A 21,255-nucleotide genomic window follows, 5' to 3' on the forward strand; every position below is an offset into this window, starting at 1 on the left:
CTGGCTACCCCGCTTGCAAAGCTGAAATCGCCTCTGCTTTTGCCAGAATTTCGCGGGCTGTTACAACATGCAGGTTTTCAACGATCTTCCCATCCACGACGGCAACGCCCTGCCCCTGTGCCTCGGTCTCTTCAAAAGCTGCAATCTGACGGCGGGCCAAGTCGATCTCGGCCTCTGACGGCGCATAGGCCGCATTGGTGATGTTGACCTGCGCCGGGTGGATCAGCGTCTTGCCGTCAAAACCCATGTCACGGCCTTGTTCGCATTCTGCGGCCAGACCAGCCTCATCCTTGAATGCGTTATAGACACCATCCACGATGATCAGCCCATGGGCCTTGGCGGCCAGCACGCACAGGCCCAGCGACGTCATCAACGGCAGACGGTCCGGACGGAACCGGGTTTGCAGATCTTTGGCCAGATCGTTGGTGCCCATGACAAAGCCTGCCATCAACGGATGCGCTGCAATCTCGGCCGCATTCAACATCCCTTGCGGAGTTTCCATCATCGCCCAGATCGGCATGTCGCCGGTGATCGCGGCCAGCGCGTCCACGTCAGCGGCCGAACCCACCTTGGGCAACAACACGGCATCCGCGTCCATCTCGTGTACGGCTTCGGCGTCGGCACGGCCCCATTCGGTATCCAGCCCGTTGATGCGCACGATCCTGGCCCGGTCACCATACCCGCCAGCAGCCAGTGCCGCCCTGAGCGTTTCGCGCGCATTGACCTTTTCGTCGGCGGCAACGGCATCTTCAAGATCAAAGATGATCGCATCCACTGGCAGGGTGCGGGCCTTATCCAGCGCCCGATCGCGCGAGCCGGGGATATAGAGAACGGAACGATAGGGGCGCTGACGGGGGTCCATTGGCCTCTCCCTTTGAAAGAATGTTGCGCGGAATGGGGCATTTTTTGTCGGAAAGTTCAAGAGCAAAATCGCCGCGCTGCAGCATTTACGATGCAACGTGCGGAGCTTTAACCGGATTTCTGCCCGCCGGACGCACTCTGATTGCTATGGAATCGAAAGGGGTGCCTGATGAAAACGACGCTGTTCAAGATGACGATGGGCCTTGGGATCATGGTTCTGGCCGCACAACAGGTACAGGCCCGCACCTGTGCCCCGCGCGAGGACATAGTGAGGCGCCTGACCGAGACCTACGGCGAAACACGCCGCAGTATCGGCGTCGCGCGGCAAGGGACCATGATGGAGGTTTACGCTTCGGATCAAAGCGGCAGCTGGACGATCACGGTGACATTGCCGGACGGGATAACTTGCCTGGTTGCCTCGGGCCAGGCCTATGATGATATGGCCGAGGCGCTGCCGCCCAACGTCTAGGTCAACGCGTCCCAGATCAGCTTGCTGCCGGTCAATGTCAGCAGCACATAGGCGATGCCAAAGAACAGGCGCTCGGACAGCATGAAATGCGCCCGGACGCCCAGCCAAGCACCCAGAATAGCAAAGGGCGTCAGCAGCAGGTCAACCCATGCGGTGTGCCAGGTGAACAGACCCAGATAGGCATAAGGCACAAACTTCGCGATATTGATGACCCAGAAAACCAGCACGGTCGACGCCTGAAACTGAGTCTTCGTCAAGCGCTGCGACAGCAGGTAGACCGCGGCCGGGGGCCCTCCGGCGTGGCTGACGAAACTGGTGAACCCGGCGATCAGACCCGCGAACAGCCCGGCAGGCGGTGGCAGGCGGTTGGCAAAGCCGCGCACCCAGCCTTTGGTCTGCGAAAAATGCCAAATCACAAATCCGACAGAAATTCCGCCGATCAACAATCGCAGCAGGTCATCATTGGTGGCGCGATACAACCACGCCCCCAGCGCAACCCCCGGCACAGCGCCCAGTATTAACAGGCGTGAATCCGGCCAGCTCCACCGTTTCCAGTATGGGCCAAGGGTGGCCACATCGATCACCATCAGGATCGGCAACATCAGCGCAAGCGCCTGCCCGGGTTCAAGTATTAGGGCCAGAATCGACGAGGACGCAAACGCCACCCCCGACCCGAACCCGCCCTTCGAGATTCCGGCAAAGACCACCGCAGGGATCGCCACGGCAAAAAACATCAAGTTCAATTCGAACATGTGGCGTCCTGCAAATTGGCCTGTCTAAAAGGCCGTTTAGCGCAATCACACGGCCGGGTGCAAATGGTATGCGGTTGCATGCCGCGCCCAAGGGTACTTGCGCGAAACCCATTTAACGACTAGCAAAACCGCGATTTCAAAACCGACCGGAGATAATCCAAATGGCCAGACCCAAGATCGCGCTGATCGGCGCAGGTCAGATCGGCGGCACGCTCGCCCACCTCGCAGCAATGAAAGAACTGGGTGACGTCGTCCTGTTCGACATCGCCGAAGGCACCCCCGAAGGCAAGGCGCTGGACATCGCTGAATCCGGCCCGTCCGAAGGCTTTGACGCCAAGCTGAAAGGCACTCAGTCCTACGAAGATATCGCTGGCGCCGACGTCTGCATCGTGACCGCTGGCGTCCCTCGCAAGCCGGGCATGAGCCGCGACGACCTGTTGGGCATCAACCTGAAGGTCATGAAATCTGTCGGCGAAGGCATTGCGGCCAACGCACCCGACGCGTTCGTCATCTGCATCACCAACCCGCTGGACGCGATGGTCTGGGCGCTGCGTGAATTCTCGGGCCTGCCGCACAACAAGGTCTGCGGTATGGCAGGTGTTCTGGATTCGGGCCGCTTTGCTCATTTCCTGGCCGAAGAGTTCAACGTCTCGATGAAAGACGTCACCGCGTTTGTTCTGGGCGGCCATGGCGACACTATGGTGCCGTCGGTCCGTTACTCGACCGTCGCTGGTATCCCGCTGCCCGATCTGGTCGAAATGGGCTGGACCACGCAAGACAAGCTGGACGCTATCGTACAGCGCACCCGTGACGGCGGTGCCGAAATTGTTGGCCTGCTGAAAACCGGTTCGGCCTTCTACGCACCGGCCACGTCGGCAATCGAAATGGCCGAAGCCTATCTGAAAGACCAAAAGCGCGTCCTGCCCTGCGCAGCCTATTGCGAAGGTGAGCTGGGCGTCAGCGGCCTGTACGTGGGCGTACCCACCGTGATCGGCGCGGGCGGTATTGAAAGGATCGTCGACATCAACTTGAACGAAGAAGAGCAGGCTGGTTTCGACAATTCGGTCAACGCGGTGAAGGGCCTGATCGAGGCGTGCAAAGGCATCGACAGCTCGCTGGCCTGATCCCTTCTGTGAGAATTCTGAAAGCCGGTCCTTTTCAGGTCCGGCTTTTCTATTGCCCGTTTGCCCAAGTCCGAATGGAGCTACCGAAAATGTTGGCGCAAACGTTTTAAATTTTGTTTTTGAATGTGTTTTTGGCAGGTTTGGTTTCAGATTCGAATCAAGTAACTGCCCGAGAATGAATTGTGATCACACCCCAAAAAACTGTGATCACAAATAGCAAAAATCTACGCTAAAAAGCTCTTCGCCGTCAAAAAAGCCTTTATATTTGCGCTCTACAGCCCTCTATAACGGGGTAATCGTAGTCAGACGGGACAGTGTTGATGAACATTCACGAATATCAGGCCAAAGCTCTTCTTCGCAGCTATGGCGCTCCGGTCTCCGAGGGACGCGCGGTTCTGCGCGCCGAGGAAGCCAAAACCGCAGCCGGTGAACTGGACGGCCCGCTTTGGGTTGTCAAAGCGCAAATCCACGCAGGTGGACGCGGCAAAGGTAGCTTCAAAGAGGCCGATGCCGGTGAAAAAGGCGGCGTGCGTCTGACCAAATCGGTGGAAGAAGCCGCCGAAGAAGCCAAGAAGATGCTGGGCCGCACGCTGGTTACGCATCAGACCGGCCCGGCGGGCAAACAGGTTAACCGCATTTATATCGAAGCCGGTTCCGGCATCGAGCGTGAACTGTACCTGGCCCTGCTGGTGGATCGCCAGACCAGCCGCATTTCCTTCGTCTGTTCGACCGAAGGCGGCATGGACATCGAAGAAGTGGCCGCAGCCACGCCCGAGAAAATCCTGTCCTTCTCGGTTGACCCTGCAACCGGCTATCAGCCCTATCACGGCCGCCGGATCGCGTTCTCGCTGGGTCTGGAAGGCGCTCAGGTCAAGCAATGCGTCAAGCTGATGGGCCAGCTCTATAACGCCTTCGTCGAGAAGGATATGGAGATGCTGGAAATCAACCCGCTGATCGTGTCCGACAGCGGCGACCTCAAGGTGCTGGACGCCAAGGTCGGATTTGACGGCAACGCGGTCTACCGCCACCCCGACATCGCCGAACTGCGCGACACGACCGAGGAAGACCCCAAGGAATTGGAAGCCTCGAAATACGACCTGAACTACATCGCGCTGGATGGTGAGATCGGCTGCATGGTCAACGGTGCCGGTCTGGCGATGGCGACGATGGACATCATCAAGCTGTATGGCGCTGAGCCTGCCAACTTCCTCGACGTGGGTGGCGGTGCGACCAAAGAGAAAGTGACCGAGGCGTTCAAGATCATCACCTCGGACCCGCAGGTCAAAGGCATTCTGGTCAACATCTTCGGCGGCATCATGCGCTGTGATGTGATTGCCGAGGGCGTTGTCGCCGCGGTGAAAGAGGTCGGCCTGCAGGTTCCGCTGGTCGTGCGTCTGGAAGGCACGAATGTCGAGAAAGGCAAAGAGATCATCAACACCTCAGGCCTGGACGTGATCGCGGCGGACAACCTGAAAGACGGTGCCGAGAAGATCGTGAAGGCGGTTAAGGGGTAATCGCCACAACTCATCGAACCTTAAACCAAACGGAGAACCGCTATGCGCAGTGGTTTGAGAGACACTTTTGAAACGCTGAGCTGGTCCGGACGCCGCAACGGACCGCGCTCGGGGCATGGGTCGACCCTTGCGGCGACCCGACCGCTGCGTGATGCGCTTCCGCGTATTTTTGACGAGTACAATGTCAAAACGTTTCTTGACGCGCCATGTGGTGATTGGACCTGGATGCAACATGTTGACCTGACCGGCATTCAATATGTCGGCGGGGACATTTCGCTGGAGGTTCTGGAAGAGGTCAAACAGCAGCATGCTGCTCCGGGACGCGAGTTCATGCACCTCGACATCACATCAGACACTCTGCCAAAGGCGGACATGATGATGTGCCGCGACTGTCTTTTTCATCTAAAATGGTGGTTGCGGTGGGCCTTTTTTGAAAACTTCGTCGCCAGCGGAATCCCGTATTTGCTGACGACGCGGCATTACATACCCCAAAACCCCAGACTGCCAAGAAACGGAGGTTTCAAACGGTTCAACCCGTGCGTTGCACCCTTTAACTTTTCAGAACCGATCGAGACCGTCAGTGAAACGGGCGAAATCAACCTGGACCCCGAGTTTATGCTGACGCGAGAAGGTCAGAAACAACGGTCTTTGGGGATTTGGTCCCGAGACCAGGTCATCGACGCCGTGGCACGACGCGGTTCTGATCCCGACCAAAACGAGACTCGCAGCGCTGGTGATCAAAACATCTAGCGCGCTAACATTAATCACTATGGAGGCCACGAAATGGCAGTCCTCATCGATGAAAATACCAAAGTGATCTGTCAGGGCTTTACCGGCTCGCAGGGCACATTTCACAGCGAACAGGCCATCGCCTATGGCACCAAGATGGTCGGCGGCGTGACCCCCGGCAAAGGCGGGATGACCCATCTTGACCTGCCCGTTTTCAACTCGGTCCACGAGGCCAAGCATGTGACCGAAGCCAATGCCAGCGTGATCTATGTACCGCCGCCCTTCGCGGCGGACTCGATCCTCGAAGCGATTGATGCCGAAATGGAAGTGATCGTCTGCATCACCGAAGGCATCCCGGTTCTGGACATGATGAAGGTGAAGCGCGCGCTGGAAGGCTCAAGCTCGCGCCTGATCGGCCCGAACTGCCCCGGTGTGATTACGCCGGATGCCTGCAAGATCGGCATCATGCCCGGTCACATCCACAAGCGCGGTTCGGTCGGCGTTGTGTCCCGTTCGGGCACCCTGACCTATGAGGCCGTCAAGCAGACCACCGATGTAGGTCTGGGCCAGTCCACCTGCGTGGGCATCGGCGGCGACCCGATCAAAGGCACCGAGCATATCGACGTGCTGGAATGGTTCCTGGCCGATGACGAAACCGAGTCGATCATTATGATCGGTGAGATCGGTGGCTCAGCCGAGGAAGAAGCCGCGCAGTTCCTGGCGGATGAGGCCAAGAAGGGCCGCAAAAAGCCAACCGCAGGTTTCATCGCAGGCCGTACGGCCCCTCCGGGCCGCCGCATGGGCCACGCGGGCGCAATCGTCGCCGGCGGCAAAGGTGGAGCTGAGGACAAGATCGAAGCCATGCGCTCGGCCGGTATCGTCGTGGCCGAAAGCCCGGCGCAACTGGGTGAGGCAGTGCTGGAAGCGATTGGGTAAACTGTGAACTGGGGTACAAGAACCCTTATTGGCCTTGTGGCTGCCGTCTCGGCAGCCACAACTGCCCCAGCTGTCGCCGACAGCTCAAAATTCGCTTCGGAAACCGTGGCGGCTTGTCAATCCGCCATTGATCTGGTGACGGTAACGGATAACCTGATCAAGATTGGTTGGACTCACGCTGTTCCAGCAGAACTTGATGACCGCGCAATAAAGTCTTTTGCCGCATCGTTACTTTCAGAACAGTTTGGTTATGGGGACGTTGCTGATCCGCGCATAGTAAGAACATGGGAACTTGCGCTAAAAAATGCCGCCGGTACACGCAATCTAGTAACTTTCGAAGGCACAGAACAAAAAGACCGTTGGTTTGTAAAATTGCAAACTGGGAGTGTTTTACGCATCAGCACTGATGAGTATAACACCTACAGTCAATTACGTTGCCTGATTGCACTCAAGGATGAAGACTCGCCAGTGACATTTGAGCGTTTGCTTGGGGGTTCAGGACGCGACCCTGCGACTTTGCCTCCGGTGTACCGTCTCAGATCTCAATCTTATGAAAGCAATGGCCTAAAACGGGTTCTGAACAGTGCAGTACTGAACACCGAGCGCATTTCAACCGTTTCGGACATTGGGATAGATGTGTCCTCCATTTTCTCAACCTATGTCACGAAACAGGCAGAGAACTCAAAATGACCTTCTCCGACGCCATCCGCACCTGTTTCTCGAAATTCTTCACCTTCTCGGGTCGTGCCTCGCGGTCTGAATATTGGTTCTTTTTCCTGTTCATCGTGATCTGGAGTATCATCGCCGGGATCATTGATGCACAGTTCTTCACTCAGGTTGCTGTGACTGAAACTGAAACATCCAAATCTGTCACCGCCACGTCTTCGGCACCGGTGCAAAGCATCGTTAGCCTGATCGTTTTCTTCCCGCATCTGGCGGTCGCTTGGCGGCGGATGCATGATACAGGGCGCAGCGGGCTATACGCATTGCTGCCGATCCTGCTGATCCTCGGGGCCTTTGCGGTTCTGATCTTTGGTATCGGTCTTGCGTCGCATTTTCAGCACGGCGGCAGTCTGGACATCCTGTTCACCCGCGCCACGCTGCTGATCGTAGTTCCGACGTTGATCGTTCTGTTTGTGTCTCCTCTTCTGGTGTTGTGGTGGCTAACCCGCCCAAGTCAGCCAGGTGTCAATAAATACGGCCCCAATCCAATTGAGGTGCCCCAGTGAACGGACTTGGTATGCAAAAAAGGTCGCGGCCATCGTCTTCCGGAAAGGACCGTTGAAATGGTTCTGGTGTGCCACAAGCATAAATTCATCTACCTCAAGACTACTAAGACGGCTGGCACGTCGACGGAAAAGGTCCTTCAGCCGCTTTGCGAAAAGCCGGGTCTGGGGGAACTGGAAAACGGCAAGGTCAGGATCTCTAAATACGGGATCGTCGGGGCACGGGGGCCTGGGCGGCTTGAACCGCATCCGGATTGGCAGTTCTGGCGCAAGCACAAATACCCATGGCGCAACCACATGCCAGCCTGGGAAGTCAAAGAGAACCTTGGGGCCGAAACATTCGACGAGTACACCAAAATCGCAAATGTCCGCGATCCCTTTGACCGGGCGGTGTCTCAGTTTCACTTCATGAAATACCAGCAGAACCTGCCCTCGGAAGATCCGAAAACGGAATTTGAGCAATTCAAATCGTTCATCTTGTCGGGAACCTGGTCCATCGATTGGAAGATTGTCTCGATCGACAACATTTTGATCGTGGATCGCTTTATTCGAAAGGAACATCTGGTTGCCGACCTGAACGGTATTTTCGCTGATTTTGGCCTGCCGGAAAACAGTTTTAACCTGGGGCATGACAAATCGATGAAGGAACGACGAAAAGGAATACCTGTGCCAGAGTATTATGACACCGAAACGATCGATACTGTCCGACGAAACATGGCCTGGGTGTTTGACAAGCTGGGCTACCCCGACAGCCCGCAGCACTGAGACCAAAACCGAAACCGCCAGCCCATTCGAGGTTCGCACATGACCGAACATACGCCCAATTCCGCATTTCACGCCTCTAGCTTTATGCAGGGGCACAATGCCGAGTATCTGGAACAGCTTTATGCCCAGTACACCAAGAATCCCGGCGCGGTGGATGCCGCCTGGGCCGAGTTCTTCAAGGCCATGGGTGACGCTACGCCGGACGTGCAGCGTGAGGCCGAGGGGCCATCCTGGGCGCGCACCGACTGGCCGCCGATGCCAGCCGATGACCTAACCGGCGCGCTAACCGGCGAATGGGCCGAGATCGACGCCAAGGCAGCGGGCCAAAAGATCAAGGAAAAGGCTGCGGACAAGGGCGTTGCCGTCAGCGACGATCAAATCAAGCGCGCGGTGCTGGACAGCCTGCGGGCGCTGATGCTGATCCGGGCCTACCGTATCCGGGGCCATCTGGCCGCCAATCTGGACCCGCTGGGCATGCGCACGGCCAGTACACACCCCGAGCTGGACCCCAAAACCTATGGCTTCACCGAGGCCGACATGGACCGTCCGATCTTTATCGACAACGTGCTTGGCCTGCAGATGGCAAGCATGCGCCAGATCGTTGAGATCGTGAAACGCACCTATTGCGGCACTTTTGCGCTGCAATACATGCATATCTCTGATCCCGAACAGGCCGCGTGGCTGAAGGAACGGATCGAAGGCTATGGCAAAGAAATCGCCTTCACCAAGGAGGGCCGCAAGGCGATCCTGAACAAGATGGTCGAGGCCGAAGGTTTCGAGAAATTCCTGCACGTCAAATACATGGGCACCAAGCGCTTTGGTCTGGACGGCGGCGAGGCCCTGATCCCGGCGATGGAGCAGATCATCAAACGCGGTGGCGCCCTGGGCGTTCGGGACATCGTGATCGGCATGCCGCACCGGGGCCGTCTGAACATTCTGGCCAACGTGATGCGCAAGCCCTATCGCGCGATCTTCAACGAATTCCAGGGGGGCAGCTTCAAGCCCGAAGACGTGGATGGTTCGGGCGACGTGAAATACCATCTCGGCGCCTCCAGCGACCGTGAGTTTGATGGCAACTCGGTCCACCTGTCACTGACCGCGAACCCCTCGCACCTTGAGGCGGTGAACCCGGTGGTGCTGGGCAAGGTCCGCGCCAAGCAAGACCAGTTGAAAGACGATGACCGCACGACTGTGATGGGCATCCTGCTGCACGGCGACGCGGCGTTCGCCGGTCAGGGTGTTGTGGCCGAAGGCTTTGGCCTGTCGGGTCTGCGCGGGCACAAGACCGGCGGCACCATGCACATCGTGGTCAATAACCAAATCGGTTTCACCACCGCTCCGCACTTCTCACGCTCCAGCCCATATCCCACGGATATCGCGCTGATGGTCGAAGCACCAATCTTCCACGTGAACGGTGACGACCCAGAGGCCGTCGTGCACGCCGCCAAGGTCGCAACCGAGTTCCGCCAGAAGTTCCACAAAGACGTCGTGATCGACATCTTCTGCTATCGCCGGTTTGGTCACAATGAGGGCGACGAGCCCATGTTCACCAATCCGATCATGTATAAGAAGATCAAAACCCATAAGACCACGCTGTCGCTGTACACCGAGCGCTTGGTCAAGGACGGCCTGATCCCCGAGGGTGAGATCGAGGATATGAAAGCCGCCTTTCAGGCCCATCTGAACGATGAGTTCGACGCGGGCAAAGACTATAAACCGAACAAGGCTGACTGGCTGGACGGGCGCTGGTCACATCTGGACAAGAACAAAGAGGAGTACGTGCGCGGGGAAACCGCGATTACCCCGGACACTCTGACCGAGATCGGCAAGGCCCTGACGCATGCACCCGCCGACGTTGCCCTGCACAAGACCGTCGGGCGGTTGCTGGATCACAAGAAGAACATGTTCGACAGCGGCAAGGGCTTTGACTGGGCCACGGGCGAGGCGCTGGCCTTTGGCTCGTTGCTGACCGAAGGGTTCCCGGTGCGCCTGTCCGGTCAGGACGCGACACGCGGCACCTTTAGTCAACGTCACTCGGGCTTTGTGCATCAGGAAAGCGAAGAGCGGTACTACCCGCTGAACAACATCCGTGCAGGCCAGTCGAAATACGAAGTGATCGACTCGATGCTCAGCGAATACGCTGTACTGGGTTTCGAATACGGGTTTTCATTGGCCGAACCGAACGCACTGACCCTGTGGGAAGCGCAGTTCGGAGACTTTGCCAACGGTGCGCAGATCATGTTCGATCAGTTCATCAGCTCGGGCGAAAGCAAATGGCTGCGCATGTCCGGTCTGGTCTGCCTGCTGCCGCACGGGTTTGAAGGGCAAGGGCCCGAACACTCATCCGCACGGCTTGAGCGGTTCCTGCAGATGTGCGGCCAGGATAACTGGATCGTGGCGAATTGTACGACGCCTGCGAACTACTTCCACATCCTGCGCCGTCAGCTGCACCGCACCTTCCGCAAACCGCTGATCCTGGTGACGCCGAAATCGCTGCTGCGCCACAAGCTGGCGGTCAGCACTGCCGACGAATTCACCACAGGCTCAAGCTTCCATCGGGTGCTGTGGGATGATGCACAACACGGCAATTCGGACACCAAGCTGGTCAAGGATGACAAGATCAAGCGGGTCGTGATGTGTTCGGGTAAGGTCTACTATGACCTGCTGGAAGAACGCGACGCCCGCGGGATCGACGACGTCTATCTGATGCGGATCGAGCAGTTCTACCCCTTCCCCGCCCACTCGCTGATCAATGAGCTTGAGCGTTTCAAAGGGGCCGAGATGGTTTGGTGTCAGGAAGAACCCAAGAACCAGGGCGCCTGGACCTTTATCGAACCCAATATCGAATGGGTGCTGACCCGCATCGGCGCCAAACATACAAGGCCGATTTATGTCGGCCGCGCAACCTCGGCTTCGCCCGCGACGGGTCTGGCCAGCCAACACAAAGCTCAACAAGAGGCGCTTGTGAACGAAGCGCTGAGCCTCGAAGGAAAGTAAACGATGACCATTGAAGTTCGTGTACCTACGCTAGGCGAATCCGTCACCGAAGCTACGGTTGCCACCTGGTTCAAGAAACCTGGTGACGCTGTAGCCGTGGATGAGATGCTCTGTGAGCTTGAAACCGACAAGGTAACGGTCGAGGTTCCGGCCCCCGCTGCCGGCGTGATGGGCGAAATCGTCGCTGCCGAAGGTGAAACCGTAGGCGTTGACGCATTGCTGGCCACCATCACCGCAGGCGAAGGTGCTGCGCCGGCACCCGCCGCTGCCCCAGCCCCTGCTGCCGCGCCTGCAGCGGCCGCTGGTGGTGGCAGCGTCGATGTGATGGTGCCCACTTTGGGTGAATCCGTGACCGAGGCTACCGTTTCGACCTGGTTCAAACAGGTTGGCGATGCCGTGGCGCAAGACGAAATGCTGTGCGAATTGGAAACCGATAAGGTCTCGGTTGAGGTTCCGGCACCGGCTGCTGGTGTTCTGGCGGAAATCGTAGCGCCCGAAGGCACCACCGTGGACGCCTCGGCCAAGCTGGCCGTGATTTCGGGTTCGGGTGCTGGAGCCGCCCCGGCCGCAGCCCCAGCCGCCGCAGCAGCGCCTGCAGCAGCCACCGCTGGTAAAGACGTGGCCAATGCACCCTCGGCTGAGAAAGCGATGGCCGAGGCTGGCCTGTCCGCCGATCAGGTTACAGGTACTGGCCGCGATGGCCGCATCATGAAAGAGGACGTGGCCCGCGCCGCATCGGCCCCCGCAGCCGCGGCTGCGGCCCCTGCCCCAGCGCCTGCACCTGCACCGCGCGCACCGGTCGCAGCAGGTGATGCCGCGCGCGAGGAACGGGTCAAGATGACCCGCCTGCGCCAGACCATCGCCAAGCGTCTGAAAGACAGTCAGAACACCGCCGCCATGCTGACCACTTATAACGAGGTGGACATGACCGAGGTGATGGCCCTGCGTAACCAGTACAAAGACCAGTTCGAAAAGAAGCACGGCGTGCGTCTGGGCTTTATGTCTTTCTTCACCAAGGCCTGCTGCCACGCGCTGAAAGAAGTGCCTGAAGTGAATGCGGAAATCGACGGCACCGACATCGTTTACAAGAACTTTGTCCATATGGGCGTTGCCGCCGGAACACCGACCGGTCTTGTGGTTCCGGTTATCCGCGACGCGGATTCGATGTCCTTTGCCCAGATCGAAAAAGCCATCGCCGAAAAAGGCAAGCGCGCCCGTGATGGCAAGCTGTCAATGGAGGAGATGCAGGGCGGCACCTTCACCATCTCGAATGGCGGTGTCTATGGTTCGCTGATGTCCTCGCCAATCCTGAACCCGCCGCAATCGGGTATCCTGGGCATGCACAAGATTCAGGACCGTCCGATGGCGATCAACGGTCAGGTTGTGATCCGTCCGATGATGTACCTTGCTCTGTCCTATGACCACCGGATCGTTGACGGCAAAGGCGCCGTGACCTTCCTTGTTCGTGTAAAAGAGGCGCTGGAAGATCCGCGCCGCCTGCTGATGGATCTGTAATTATGGCAACGCATGTATTGTGGCAGGCCGATGTGGCCGATTTCGATGCCTGGCTGAAAGTGTTTCGTGAGGATACGCCAATGCGCAAGGCTGCGGGTATCCGCGACTTGCACGTCTGGCGTGACCCGGATCAGGCCGACCATGCCATTGCCATGTTCGAGGTTACGAACCTGGACAAGGCCCGCGCCTTTTTCGGATCTGAGGAATTGGCGATGCACCATGAACGGGGCGGCATCGCCCATATCACGATCAAGCTGCTGGAACCGGTTTGAAGTAAGCACAGCATGATCCAACCACTTTGGATCATGCGGCCACCGGCCAATCCGGTCGACTTAGGAGAGTAAAATGGCAAATTATGATGTCATCGTAATCGGCGCCGGCCCCGGCGGCTATGTCTGCGCCGTCCGTTGCGCCCAGCTGGGCCTGAAGACTGCTGTTGTTGAAGGGCGCGAAACGCTGGGCGGCACCTGTCTGAACGTGGGCTGTATCCCGTCCAAGGCATTGCTGCATGCCAGCCATCAGCTGCATGAGGCCGAGCATAACTTTGCTAAGATGGGCCTGAAGGGCAAAAGCCCCTCGGTCGACTGGAAACAGATGCAGGCCTACAAGGAAGAAACCATCGAAGGGAACACCAAGGGCATCGAGTTCCTGTTCAAAAAGAACAAGATCGACTGGCTGAAGGGCTGGGGGTCGATCCCTGCTGCCGGTCAGGTCAAGGTGGGCGATGAGGTTCACACGGCCAAGAACATCATCATTGCCTCGGGGTCTGAACCGTCCTCGCTGCCTGGTGTAGACGTTGACGAAAAGGTTGTCGTGACCTCGACTGGTGCGCTGTCACTTGGCAAGATTCCCAAGAAGATGGTCGTGATTGGTGCCGGTGTGATCGGGTTGGAACTTGGCTCGGTTTATCAGCGATTGGGGGCCGAAGTGACGGTGATTGAGTTCCTCAAGGAAATCACACCGGGCATGGACCCCGAGGTTCAGAAGACTTTCCAGCGCATTCTCAAGAAACAGGGCTTGAAGTTTGTGATGGGCGCAGCGGTGCAAAAGACCGAAGCGACCAAAACCAAGGCCAAGGTCACCTATAAACTTCTGAAAGACGACAGCGAGCATGTGATCGACGCGGATACCGTGTTGGTCGCCACCGGGCGCAAGCCGTTCTCTGACGGGTTGGGACTGGAGGCTCTGGGGGTCGAAATGACACCGCGCGGTCAGATCAAAGTTGGCAGCGACTGGCAGACAAACGTACCGGGAGTCTACGCCATCGGCGACGTGACCGAAGGCCCGATGCTGGCCCACAAGGCCGAGGATGAGGGCATGGCCGCTGCTGAACAGGTCGCGGGCAAGCATGGCCACGTGAACTATGGCGTCATTCCCGGCGTGATCTACACTTGGCCCGAAGTGGCCAATGTGGGTGAAACCGAAGAGACGCTGAAAGCACAGGGCCGCAACTACAAAGTCGGCAAGTTCATGTTCATGGGCAACGGGCGCGCCAAGGCGAACTTTGCCGCCGATGGCTTTGTGAAGATTCTGGCCGACAAGGACACGGACCGCATTCTGGGCTGCCACATCATCGGCCCGGCAGCGGGTGATCTGATCCACGAGGTCTGCGTGGCGATGGAATTCGGTGCGTCAGCCGAGGATCTGGCCCTGACCTGTCACGCCCACCCGACCTATTCGGAAGCGGTGCGCGAAGCTGCACTGGCTTGTGGTGACGGTCCGATCCACTCGTAGGACAGCACTGACTCAACCGGAGTTAGCGAGGCTCTGCCTCGCGCTCCGAGATATTTTTGGCAAGATGAAAAGACGGATTCCTCGTTCATCTGGCCATTAAATACCTCGGGGGAGTTGCGGCTTGCCGCAGCAGGGGCAGAGCCCCCATTTACCACATCGTTTTTGCAGCGCGTGCGCCCCATTCTGAATCGTAGCGTTCACCGCCCTCCTCACCCTGACTTGCCTCGGCCAAAATCTCACCAATACTGGGCAACTCGGCGGAATTGTCACCCGAGGTCCAAATTTCAGCGCGCATCAAGGCACGGGCGCATTGCGTGTAGATCTCGGTGATTTCGATAACGATGACCGTAGCTGGCTGTTTGCCGTGTTTCTCAAACCGGGCGCGCAGGTCTGCATCCGCAGTCAGTCGGGCCGTTCCATTCACACGCACCACGTTGTTTGAACCCGATACCATAAACATCAAGGCCACACGCGGATCACGTACAATATTGCGCAGGGAATCCAATCGATTATTGCCGCGCCAGTCCGGAAGGGCCAGCGTATTTGGATTAAGCTCTAACACCGCCGGGCCATCATCTCCGCGGGGGCTGCCATCCACACCTTCGGGACCCACGGTACTGAGGATACAAAGCCGCGAGGTCATGATCCATTTGCGATAAAGTGGCGTCAGGCTGTGTACCACTTTTCGAAAAGAGGCCGCGCCGGGCGGTCTGTTGTAGATCTCTTCGAGCGATTTGATGTCCTTAATGAATTCCATCCGGATCAAACCCCACTTCTTTCATCAATGCATTGGATCGCGTCTCAATCACGTCTTCCAATCGACCAAGAAACGAATTGCGCGCAACCCCCGGCTCGATCGGATCAAGAAAGTCCACAATCGCCAAACCCGGTTTGCGCAGAACACCTGTGCGCGGCCAGAAAACTCCGGCATTTGTCGCCACCGGGACACAGGGAAATCCCAACCCCTCATACAGAACCGCTGTGCCCACTTTGTAAGGTTTCTGCACCCCTGGCGCAACGCGAGTGCCCTGCGGGTAGATCACCAATTGACCGGGCTCGGTGAATTCTTTTGCGACGTCTTTGACCATCTTGGCAACGGCAGCGCCTTTTTTACCGCGATCGACTGGGATACAGCCGAGGCGCCGCGCATACATGCCGATGACAGGGGTCCACAGCAGCTCTTTCTTCATGATGAATTTGCCGTGGGGGATGGCGTCGAAAATTATGATGATGTCGAGAAAGGACTGGTGCTTGGCGCCAATCACCACCTCGTCCACCGGCACTGTGCCGCGTACTTCGGATCGAATGCCAACCATCCAGCGCGCCAGCCACAGGGTTGTGCGGGCATAGGTCTTACACGCCCGCAACGCACCACGCTTGTTGAACAGGGCAAAGGGGGCAAACACGATGCCCAGGATCAGCATCCAGACATAGATCACGATCATGAAGATCAAAGAGCGCACCCATTGAAACGCTGTGGCCATCACGAAAGCTCCTTCAATTTGCGGCTGGCGGCGGTCCACGTGGCCAGGAAGGCAACAGTTGCGCCCAACACAGGGATCAGTGCAGGCAGCAACCAGCCTGCCCCCTGAAAGCCCAGACCGGTCAAAAACCCGCCCTCGTCCGAGGCTTCGGGCAGCAAAAGCACCCCGGTCATACCCAGCAATACCCCGACAACCGCGCCAAAGAATGCCCGGTAGGTAAAGCGCCGGACAAAGGCGCGGGCGATAAAGCGATCCCTGGCACCAACCAGACGCAGCACCTCGATGATCTGCGCGTTGGCCGCAAGCGAGGCATTAGCCGCAAGCGTAATCATTGCTGCGGTCGCGCCACCGATCAGCAGGATTGAGACCCAACCGAGCCGGCGCAGTGACATGGCCGCATCGACCAGAGGTTCGCGCCAGCGGGTGTGGTCGTCCAGCACAGCGCCCGGTACCTCGGCCCCCAACCGCAACCGCAGTCCGGTTGCATCCAGACCCGGATCGCCTTCGATGATCTCGATCAGTTGCGGAACGGGCAATGTGTCCAGCGGCAGGTCAGAACCAAACCATGGCGACAACAGCGCGGCCTGCTCCTCGGTCGTCAGCGCCCGGGCCGATGCGACGCCGGGGGTTTGGGCCAGCACGGTCAACGCAGCCTCGGTCTGGGCGGCCAGCTGGTCGGCGGGGGCATTGATCCGCAAGGTGGCCGCCCCGGCCAGTTCGGTTGCCCAACGGTCGGCCAATCGTCCGGACGCCAGCGACAGGGCCAGCGCAAACACGGCCAGAAAAGCCATCGCGCCCGATACGAACAAGGTTAGATGCGCGGTGTAACCGGTGGGGGGCACCACCCGATCGGCCCGCGCATCCCGTTTCAGCAAGTTTCGGATCATCCCCTTGCTCATAGGTCTGCCCCCGCAAGTTGGACCTGCCGTTGCGAAATACGCAGCACGCGTGCTTGCACCTGGCTTTTGGCGGCTCGGATCAGGCTTAGATCATGGGTGGCAATCAGCACGGTTTTGCCCATCTTGTTCAGCTCGACCAACAGGCGCAGCAAGCGTTGCGACATCTCCCAGTCCACATTGCCAGTGGGCTCATCTGCCAGAACAACATCGGGCGACAGGATCACCGCCCGGGCCAGCGCGGCGCGCTGACGTTCACCACCCGACAGTTCGGGCGGAAGCGCGCCCAGCCGGGTGCCAAGACCCACCCAGTTCAGCAATTCAGTCAGATCATCCCGCAACGCAGATTCCGAACGCCCCGACACCATCAGCGGCAGCGAGACATTTTCGGCCACCGTCATATGATCCAGAAACCGGCAATCCTGATGCACAACGCCAACCCGGCGGCGCAGCAGAGCCATCTGATCGCGATCCAACTGGGCCACGTCCTGTTCAAACGCATTTAACCGTCCGGACGTGGGCAGCAATGCGCCGTAGCACAGTTTAAGCAAAGTGGTCTTGCCCGCGCCCGACGGGCCGGTCAGAAAGTGGAACGAACCCGGCTGCAGTCGCAGGGACACGTTGCTCAGCAATTCACCTCCACCATAGGTGTAGCTGACATTTTCCAGCTCGATCACAGGGGCCCCCGTTCTAATTGCTGCTCTTCTTGCCCGAGCGTGGTTGTGGTTTCAATGCCTGCACCGGGGCGAATTGGTGACATTTATGCTGCCAAACCGAAAACACCCTTTGCGGTCAGGTCTTAACGGAATAACATCCCTAAAAAAACTATTATCAGGTCGAGGTCCCGACCAGGAGGCAGCATGCGTCTTACGTGTCCGAATTGCGGTGCCCAATATGAGGTGCCAGACGAAGTCATCCCGGAAGAGGGCCGCGACGTTCAGTGTTCAAATTGCGAGAACACCTGGTTCCAGGCCAAATACCCGGACCAACCCGCGCCCGCAGCGGTCACGCCCATTTCAGAAGAGCCTGCAGCCGAGGAAGCCGCGACAGACCCGACCCCCACACCGGTGGATGAAGCGTTTGCCGCGGAACCGCAGGCTGAGCCTAGATCTGAACCTGCGACGGAACCCGAAACAACACCCGCACCAGAACCTGAAGCAGCCCCCGAGCCGGAAAAACCCGAAACAACCGGAAATATTGACCCCGCTGTTGCCGGCATTCTGCAAGAGGAAGCCGCCCGAGAGGCTGAGCTGCGTGCCCAGGAAGGCGGCAGCATAGAAACTCAGCCCGATTTGGCACTGGACACTCCTCCGGAACCTGACCCCGAACACGCCATCAAGGAACTGACGGCCACGGAAACCGCAGAAGACGCGGGCCAGAAAGATGACCTGCCCGATGTCGAGGCGATCAATTCCAGCTTGCGCAGCGACGACATCATGGGCGCAGAAGACGAGCCCGCGCCGCGTAAATCTGGCGGATTTGTGCGCGGATTTGCATTGATCCTGATTGTTGGCATCATTCTGTTGCTGGTCTATGGCAACGCCCAAAAAATCAGCGAGGTTGTGCCGCAGGCCGAACCGATCCTGACCCCATATGTGTCGCTGGTGGATCAGGCACGTCTGTGGCTCGAAGCACAGACTTCGGGGACAGCACAGAACTGACCTGATTGAAAGACGGACCTAGAACCGCTCTAACAGCCGCTTGAGGTATTCCAACTCGATCTGAGGACGATCCGATTCACCGGTGCGGCGACGGATTTCGTCCAGCAATTCGCGGGCGCGACGATAGACATCCTCGCCCTGCAACAGGCTGTCATCGGTTGAGATCGAGCCATTCGAACCCGGGTTGCGGCCCAGCGGATCACGGCTGTTGGCCTGCATATCACCTTCTTGCGATCCCTGACCCGGTTGGTTCTGCTGGTTCTGGGCCAAGGCTTCACCCAGTGACCGCATACCTTCGCGCAGGGCTTCCATCGCCTCGGACTGGTTGTCGATTGCATCAGCCAGATCATCATTGCGCAGCGCGTTTTCGGCCTCGTCCATAGCCCGCCCTGCGCGGCCCAGCGCATCGCGCGCGGCATCGCCCTCGGGCGTGCCCGCACCGGGTAGATTCTGTTGCTGACGACCCAATTCATCGCGCAAAGCCTGTTGGCGATCAGCCAGCGATCCTTGCCCTTGCTGGCCGTCGCCCTGTTGATCCGAGCCGCGACCACCCTGACCTTCGTGGCTTTGTCCCCGACCCTGACCGCCATTGCGGCCTTCGTTGCCCTGGCTTTCACCAGCCTGCGCGCCGGGGTTGAACTGTTCCTGCAGATCGCGGAAAGCCTGATCGCTGAGGCCTTGCTGTTCGCGCAGGGTTTCGGCCAACCCTTCCATCGCCTGCTGGCCTTCGGATTGCTGGCCCTGCCCCTGGCCCTGAGTGACGCGCATGTTTTCCATCATCCGCTGGAACTCTTCCAGCGCCTGCTGAGCCTCAGCCATGCGGCCCTGTTCCATCAGTTCCTGAATACGGTCCATCATCCGCTGCAGATCATCCTGCGTCATCTGCAGGGATTCGCCATTCTCGCCTTGTTGGTTTTCGTCAAACTCACCGTTTTCCTGTGCCAGACGCTGCAGTTGGCGCATGTAATCCTGCGTTGCCTCGCGCAGCTCTTGCATCAGCTCAGCGATTTCCTCATCGGTGGCGCCGTTCTTCATCGCTTCGGTCAGGCGTTCCTGTGCCCGGCGCATCCGTTCCAGCGCATCGGCCAGCGTTCCGTCTTCGATGATGATCGCCAGATCCCATAGGGCCTGGGCGATCTCTTCCTGTTGTTCCAGTGTCAGCCCGTAGTCATCGAACATTTCCAATCGCCGCAGGGTCACACGAAGACGCAGATACGCGGTGTCGGATCGAAAGAACCCTTCGGGCAGATGCGAGACCGCGCGCAAAATCTGAGACACCCGGGTCGCGTTATCCCTAGCCCACAGCAAATCACGCCGCTGTTCGATCACCGCAGCGGCCAGCGGATCAAAGAAACGTCGCGCAGGCAATGTGGTCTGATACGGATCAGAGTGGCCTTCCTGATCGGCCGCATCCCGTGCCGTCAATGTAACTTTGACCGGCAAATGCGCCCAAGGGTGCTGCGAGAAATCCTCGATCAGGTCTTCGGTAAAATCGATCCGGTCGCCGGTAATCGGCATCGGAAGTTCCACGGTGATCACTTCGCGCGGTTCAGGTACAGCGGCCAGGCCATAGCTCCGGCTGACTTCAGCCAGATCCAGCGCGATCACGGCTGATCCAGAGACTACGCCATAATCGTCCACAGCAGTGAACGGCAGTTTCATGCGTCCGCCAGCCTCGGTCTCGGCCTCGTCGGCGATCGCAATCTTCGGCGATGTATCAGCAATGATGTTTACGGCCCAGTTCCGCCCTGCCGGACCATCAATCGTCAACTGGCCTGAACGGGTGGCAAGAAAATCCTGTTCCACCTCAGATGCGTCTTCGGCACCCAGGGGCGATGTTGTCTCGGTCAAGCTATGGCCGCCGACTTCGCCATAAAAACGTAGGGTGATGCGGCTACCTTGCGGAACAGATAGTGTCGGGTCTGATTGATCCGCCAAGTAAAGCGTCGGCAAGCCGGTATAGCGTGGCGGCTCCACCCAGCCTTCCCAGCTGGGCCCCTGCCCAGCCGTGGCCGCGCCCGGCGTCATCTCGGCCACTGAACCAATGCGCCAGAACGATCCGAACAAAACCGCAATCACCAGCGCCAGCAAGGCAGAGTAACGCAACGCATAAGGATCGCGATCAGCCAGCCGCAAATCTGGTTTGACCGGCTCAGCCTGCGCCGCCCGTTGCGCCATACGCGTCTGGTGCGCCTGCCACAGCGCGACTGAATCGGCATCCATCGCCCCAATGGCCTGATCGTCCATAAGCGCCTGAATCGGACGCCCCGGCAGTGACGCATCCACCCGCATCAGCGCTTCGGCCCGTCTGGGCAGATGGAATCGCCTGATACCCCAAACCAGCGCCACCAGCAGGCCAATCACTGCGACAACACCCACTGCCCAGACCACCTCGACCCGGACGTGATCCTGCAACCCCAGCATCAACGCAGCCAGAATCGCCATGAAAATCGAGAAAAATGGCCAGAATGCACGCAAAACCTGCTCGGCCAGCATCCCTGCGTGCGTCAGCCACAGGGAAAGTCTTGGAATCGGCAGGTTATGTCTTGCGTTCAAGGCAGGCCTCCTGAGCGGGCCCGCGCGGTCATCGCG

General features: G+C 58.6%; 20 protein-coding genes. 13 read left to right on the forward strand and 7 right to left on the reverse strand.

Annotated elements, in window-relative coordinates:
- Positions 1-4: 4 nt before the first annotated feature.
- Complete coding sequence (locus GOX21_RS13095; RefSeq protein WP_170377753.1) at positions 5-862, reverse strand: HpcH/HpaI aldolase/citrate lyase family protein; 858 nt, start codon at positions 860-862, stop codon at positions 5-7.
- A 168-nt stretch (positions 863-1,030) separates the two neighbouring features.
- Between GOX21_RS13095 and GOX21_RS13100 the strand changes: the two genes are divergently transcribed.
- Positions 1,031-1,330: a hypothetical protein gene (locus GOX21_RS13100; protein WP_170377755.1), complete on the forward strand. Its 300-nt coding sequence runs from the start codon at positions 1,031-1,033 to the stop codon at positions 1,328-1,330.
- Here GOX21_RS13100 and GOX21_RS13105 read toward each other — a convergent pair.
- Positions 1,327-2,082, reverse strand: a complete 756-nt coding sequence (locus tag GOX21_RS13105; protein WP_170377757.1) for a sulfite exporter TauE/SafE family protein — start codon at positions 2,080-2,082, stop codon at positions 1,327-1,329. The two genes, GOX21_RS13100 and GOX21_RS13105, sit on opposite strands and share 4 nt — an antisense overlap.
- A gap of 161 nt (positions 2,083-2,243) precedes the next feature.
- On the opposite strand from GOX21_RS13105, the gene mdh reads away from it, so the two are divergent.
- The 11 genes from mdh (at position 2,244) to lpdA (ending at position 14,622) form a co-directional block, all read left to right on the forward strand.
- Positions 2,244-3,206, forward strand: coding sequence for a malate dehydrogenase (gene mdh, locus GOX21_RS13110; protein WP_170377759.1), 963 nt, complete (start codon positions 2,244-2,246; stop codon positions 3,204-3,206).
- 320 nt (positions 3,207-3,526) lie between these two features.
- Positions 3,527-4,720 (forward strand): ADP-forming succinate--CoA ligase subunit beta, encoded by a 1,194-nt coding sequence (sucC, locus tag GOX21_RS13115; protein ID WP_170350625.1) that lies wholly within the window; start codon positions 3,527-3,529, stop codon positions 4,718-4,720.
- 42 nt (positions 4,721-4,762) lie between these two features.
- Positions 4,763-5,470, forward strand: coding sequence for a class I SAM-dependent methyltransferase (locus tag GOX21_RS13120; protein WP_170377761.1), 708 nt, complete (start codon positions 4,763-4,765; stop codon positions 5,468-5,470).
- A gap of 33 nt (positions 5,471-5,503) precedes the next feature.
- A complete protein-coding gene (sucD, locus tag GOX21_RS13125; RefSeq protein ID WP_170350627.1) occupies positions 5,504-6,385 on the forward strand; it encodes a succinate--CoA ligase subunit alpha in 882 nt (293 codons plus the stop codon).
- A 3-nt stretch (positions 6,386-6,388) separates the two neighbouring features.
- Positions 6,389-7,075: a hypothetical protein gene (locus GOX21_RS13130; RefSeq protein WP_170350629.1), complete on the forward strand. Its 687-nt coding sequence runs from the start codon at positions 6,389-6,391 to the stop codon at positions 7,073-7,075.
- The gene (locus GOX21_RS13135; RefSeq protein ID WP_170377764.1) at positions 7,072-7,614 is read left to right on the forward strand and encodes a DUF805 domain-containing protein; all 543 of its coding nucleotides are present in this window, start codon (positions 7,072-7,074) and stop codon (positions 7,612-7,614) included. Before GOX21_RS13130 ends, GOX21_RS13135 begins: the two co-directional genes overlap by 4 nt.
- 57 nt (positions 7,615-7,671) lie before the next feature.
- Entirely contained in the window at positions 7,672-8,376 is a 705-nt protein-coding gene (locus GOX21_RS13140; RefSeq protein WP_170350632.1) for a sulfotransferase family 2 domain-containing protein, read from the forward strand.
- Between the two features lie 39 nt (positions 8,377-8,415).
- A complete protein-coding gene (locus GOX21_RS13145) occupies positions 8,416-11,373 on the forward strand; it encodes a 2-oxoglutarate dehydrogenase E1 component (protein WP_170377766.1) in 2,958 nt (985 codons plus the stop codon).
- Positions 11,374-11,376: 3 nt separating this feature from the next.
- Positions 11,377-12,888: a 2-oxoglutarate dehydrogenase complex dihydrolipoyllysine-residue succinyltransferase gene (gene odhB / locus GOX21_RS13150; RefSeq protein ID WP_170377768.1), complete on the forward strand. Its 1,512-nt coding sequence runs from the start codon at positions 11,377-11,379 to the stop codon at positions 12,886-12,888.
- A 2-nt stretch (positions 12,889-12,890) separates the two neighbouring features.
- The gene (locus tag GOX21_RS13155; RefSeq protein WP_170361376.1) at positions 12,891-13,160 is read left to right on the forward strand and encodes a hypothetical protein; all 270 of its coding nucleotides are present in this window, start codon (positions 12,891-12,893) and stop codon (positions 13,158-13,160) included.
- 73 nt (positions 13,161-13,233) lie between these two features.
- A complete protein-coding gene (lpdA, locus tag GOX21_RS13160) occupies positions 13,234-14,622 on the forward strand; it encodes a dihydrolipoyl dehydrogenase (RefSeq protein WP_170377769.1) in 1,389 nt (462 codons plus the stop codon).
- 148 nt (positions 14,623-14,770) lie between these two features.
- Here lpdA and GOX21_RS13165 read toward each other — a convergent pair whose 3' ends face one another.
- Genes GOX21_RS13165 through GOX21_RS13180 form a run of 4 tightly spaced genes read right to left on the reverse strand, consistent with a single transcriptional unit; the run spans position 14,771 to position 17,679 of the window.
- Positions 14,771-15,379, reverse strand: coding sequence for a pyridoxamine 5'-phosphate oxidase family protein (locus GOX21_RS13165; RefSeq protein ID WP_170377771.1), 609 nt, complete (start codon positions 15,377-15,379; stop codon positions 14,771-14,773).
- Positions 15,366-16,106 carry a lysophospholipid acyltransferase family protein gene (locus GOX21_RS13170; RefSeq protein ID WP_170377773.1) on the reverse strand — a complete coding sequence of 247 codons (741 nt, stop codon included), beginning with the start codon at positions 16,104-16,106 and terminating at the stop codon, positions 15,366-15,368. Before GOX21_RS13170 ends, GOX21_RS13165 begins: the two co-directional genes overlap by 14 nt.
- On the reverse strand, positions 16,106-17,005 hold the full coding sequence (locus GOX21_RS13175) for a cell division protein FtsX (protein WP_170350641.1): 900 nt from the start codon (positions 17,003-17,005) through the stop codon (positions 16,106-16,108). The genes GOX21_RS13170 and GOX21_RS13175 overlap by 1 nt, the downstream gene beginning before the upstream one ends.
- On the reverse strand, positions 17,002-17,679 hold the full coding sequence (locus GOX21_RS13180; RefSeq protein WP_170377774.1) for a cell division ATP-binding protein FtsE: 678 nt from the start codon (positions 17,677-17,679) through the stop codon (positions 17,002-17,004). The genes GOX21_RS13175 and GOX21_RS13180 overlap by 4 nt, the downstream gene beginning before the upstream one ends.
- A gap of 183 nt (positions 17,680-17,862) precedes the next feature.
- Between GOX21_RS13180 and GOX21_RS13185 the strand changes: the two genes are divergently transcribed.
- Entirely contained in the window at positions 17,863-18,663 is an 801-nt protein-coding gene (locus GOX21_RS13185) for a zinc-ribbon domain-containing protein (RefSeq protein WP_170377776.1), read from the forward strand.
- 18 nt (positions 18,664-18,681) lie between these two features.
- Here the strand turns inward: GOX21_RS13185 and GOX21_RS13190 are convergent, their stop codons facing one another.
- Positions 18,682-21,219, reverse strand: coding sequence for a TIGR02302 family protein (locus GOX21_RS13190; protein WP_368040023.1), 2,538 nt, complete (start codon positions 21,217-21,219; stop codon positions 18,682-18,684).
- Positions 21,220-21,255: the final 36 nt, after the last annotated feature.

The sequence above is a fragment of the Ruegeria atlantica genome, assembly GCF_013032005.1.
Lineage (GTDB): Bacteria > Pseudomonadota > Alphaproteobacteria > Rhodobacterales > Rhodobacteraceae > Ruegeria > Ruegeria atlantica_A.

Coding starts and splice junctions, on each gene's coding strand:
- GOX21_RS13140 (WP_170350632.1), top strand. CDS start 7,672: ATGGTTCTGGTGTGCCACAAGCATAAATTCATCTACCTCAAGACTACT.
- GOX21_RS13135 (WP_170377764.1), top strand. CDS start 7,072: ATGACCTTCTCCGACGCCATCCGCACCTGTTTCTCGAAATTCTTCACC.
- GOX21_RS13145 (WP_170377766.1), top strand. CDS start 8,416: ATGACCGAACATACGCCCAATTCCGCATTTCACGCCTCTAGCTTTATG.
- GOX21_RS13170 (WP_170377773.1), bottom strand. CDS start 16,106: ATGGCCACAGCGTTTCAATGGGTGCGCTCTTTGATCTTCATGATCGTG.
- GOX21_RS13155 (WP_170361376.1), top strand. CDS start 12,891: ATGGCAACGCATGTATTGTGGCAGGCCGATGTGGCCGATTTCGATGCC.
- mdh (WP_170377759.1), top strand. CDS start 2,244: ATGGCCAGACCCAAGATCGCGCTGATCGGCGCAGGTCAGATCGGCGGC.
- lpdA (WP_170377769.1), top strand. CDS start 13,234: ATGGCAAATTATGATGTCATCGTAATCGGCGCCGGCCCCGGCGGCTAT.
- GOX21_RS13175 (WP_170350641.1), bottom strand. CDS start 17,005: ATGAGCAAGGGGATGATCCGAAACTTGCTGAAACGGGATGCGCGGGCC.
- GOX21_RS13120 (WP_170377761.1), top strand. CDS start 4,763: ATGCGCAGTGGTTTGAGAGACACTTTTGAAACGCTGAGCTGGTCCGGA.
- GOX21_RS13105 (WP_170377757.1), bottom strand. CDS start 2,082: ATGTTCGAATTGAACTTGATGTTTTTTGCCGTGGCGATCCCTGCGGTG.
- GOX21_RS13100 (WP_170377755.1), top strand. CDS start 1,031: ATGAAAACGACGCTGTTCAAGATGACGATGGGCCTTGGGATCATGGTT.
- sucC (WP_170350625.1), top strand. CDS start 3,527: ATGAACATTCACGAATATCAGGCCAAAGCTCTTCTTCGCAGCTATGGC.
- odhB (WP_170377768.1), top strand. CDS start 11,377: ATGACCATTGAAGTTCGTGTACCTACGCTAGGCGAATCCGTCACCGAA.
- sucD (WP_170350627.1), top strand. CDS start 5,504: ATGGCAGTCCTCATCGATGAAAATACCAAAGTGATCTGTCAGGGCTTT.
- GOX21_RS13185 (WP_170377776.1), top strand. CDS start 17,863: ATGCGTCTTACGTGTCCGAATTGCGGTGCCCAATATGAGGTGCCAGAC.
- GOX21_RS13165 (WP_170377771.1), bottom strand. CDS start 15,379: ATGGAATTCATTAAGGACATCAAATCGCTCGAAGAGATCTACAACAGA.
- GOX21_RS13095 (WP_170377753.1), bottom strand. CDS start 862: ATGGACCCCCGTCAGCGCCCCTATCGTTCCGTTCTCTATATCCCCGGC.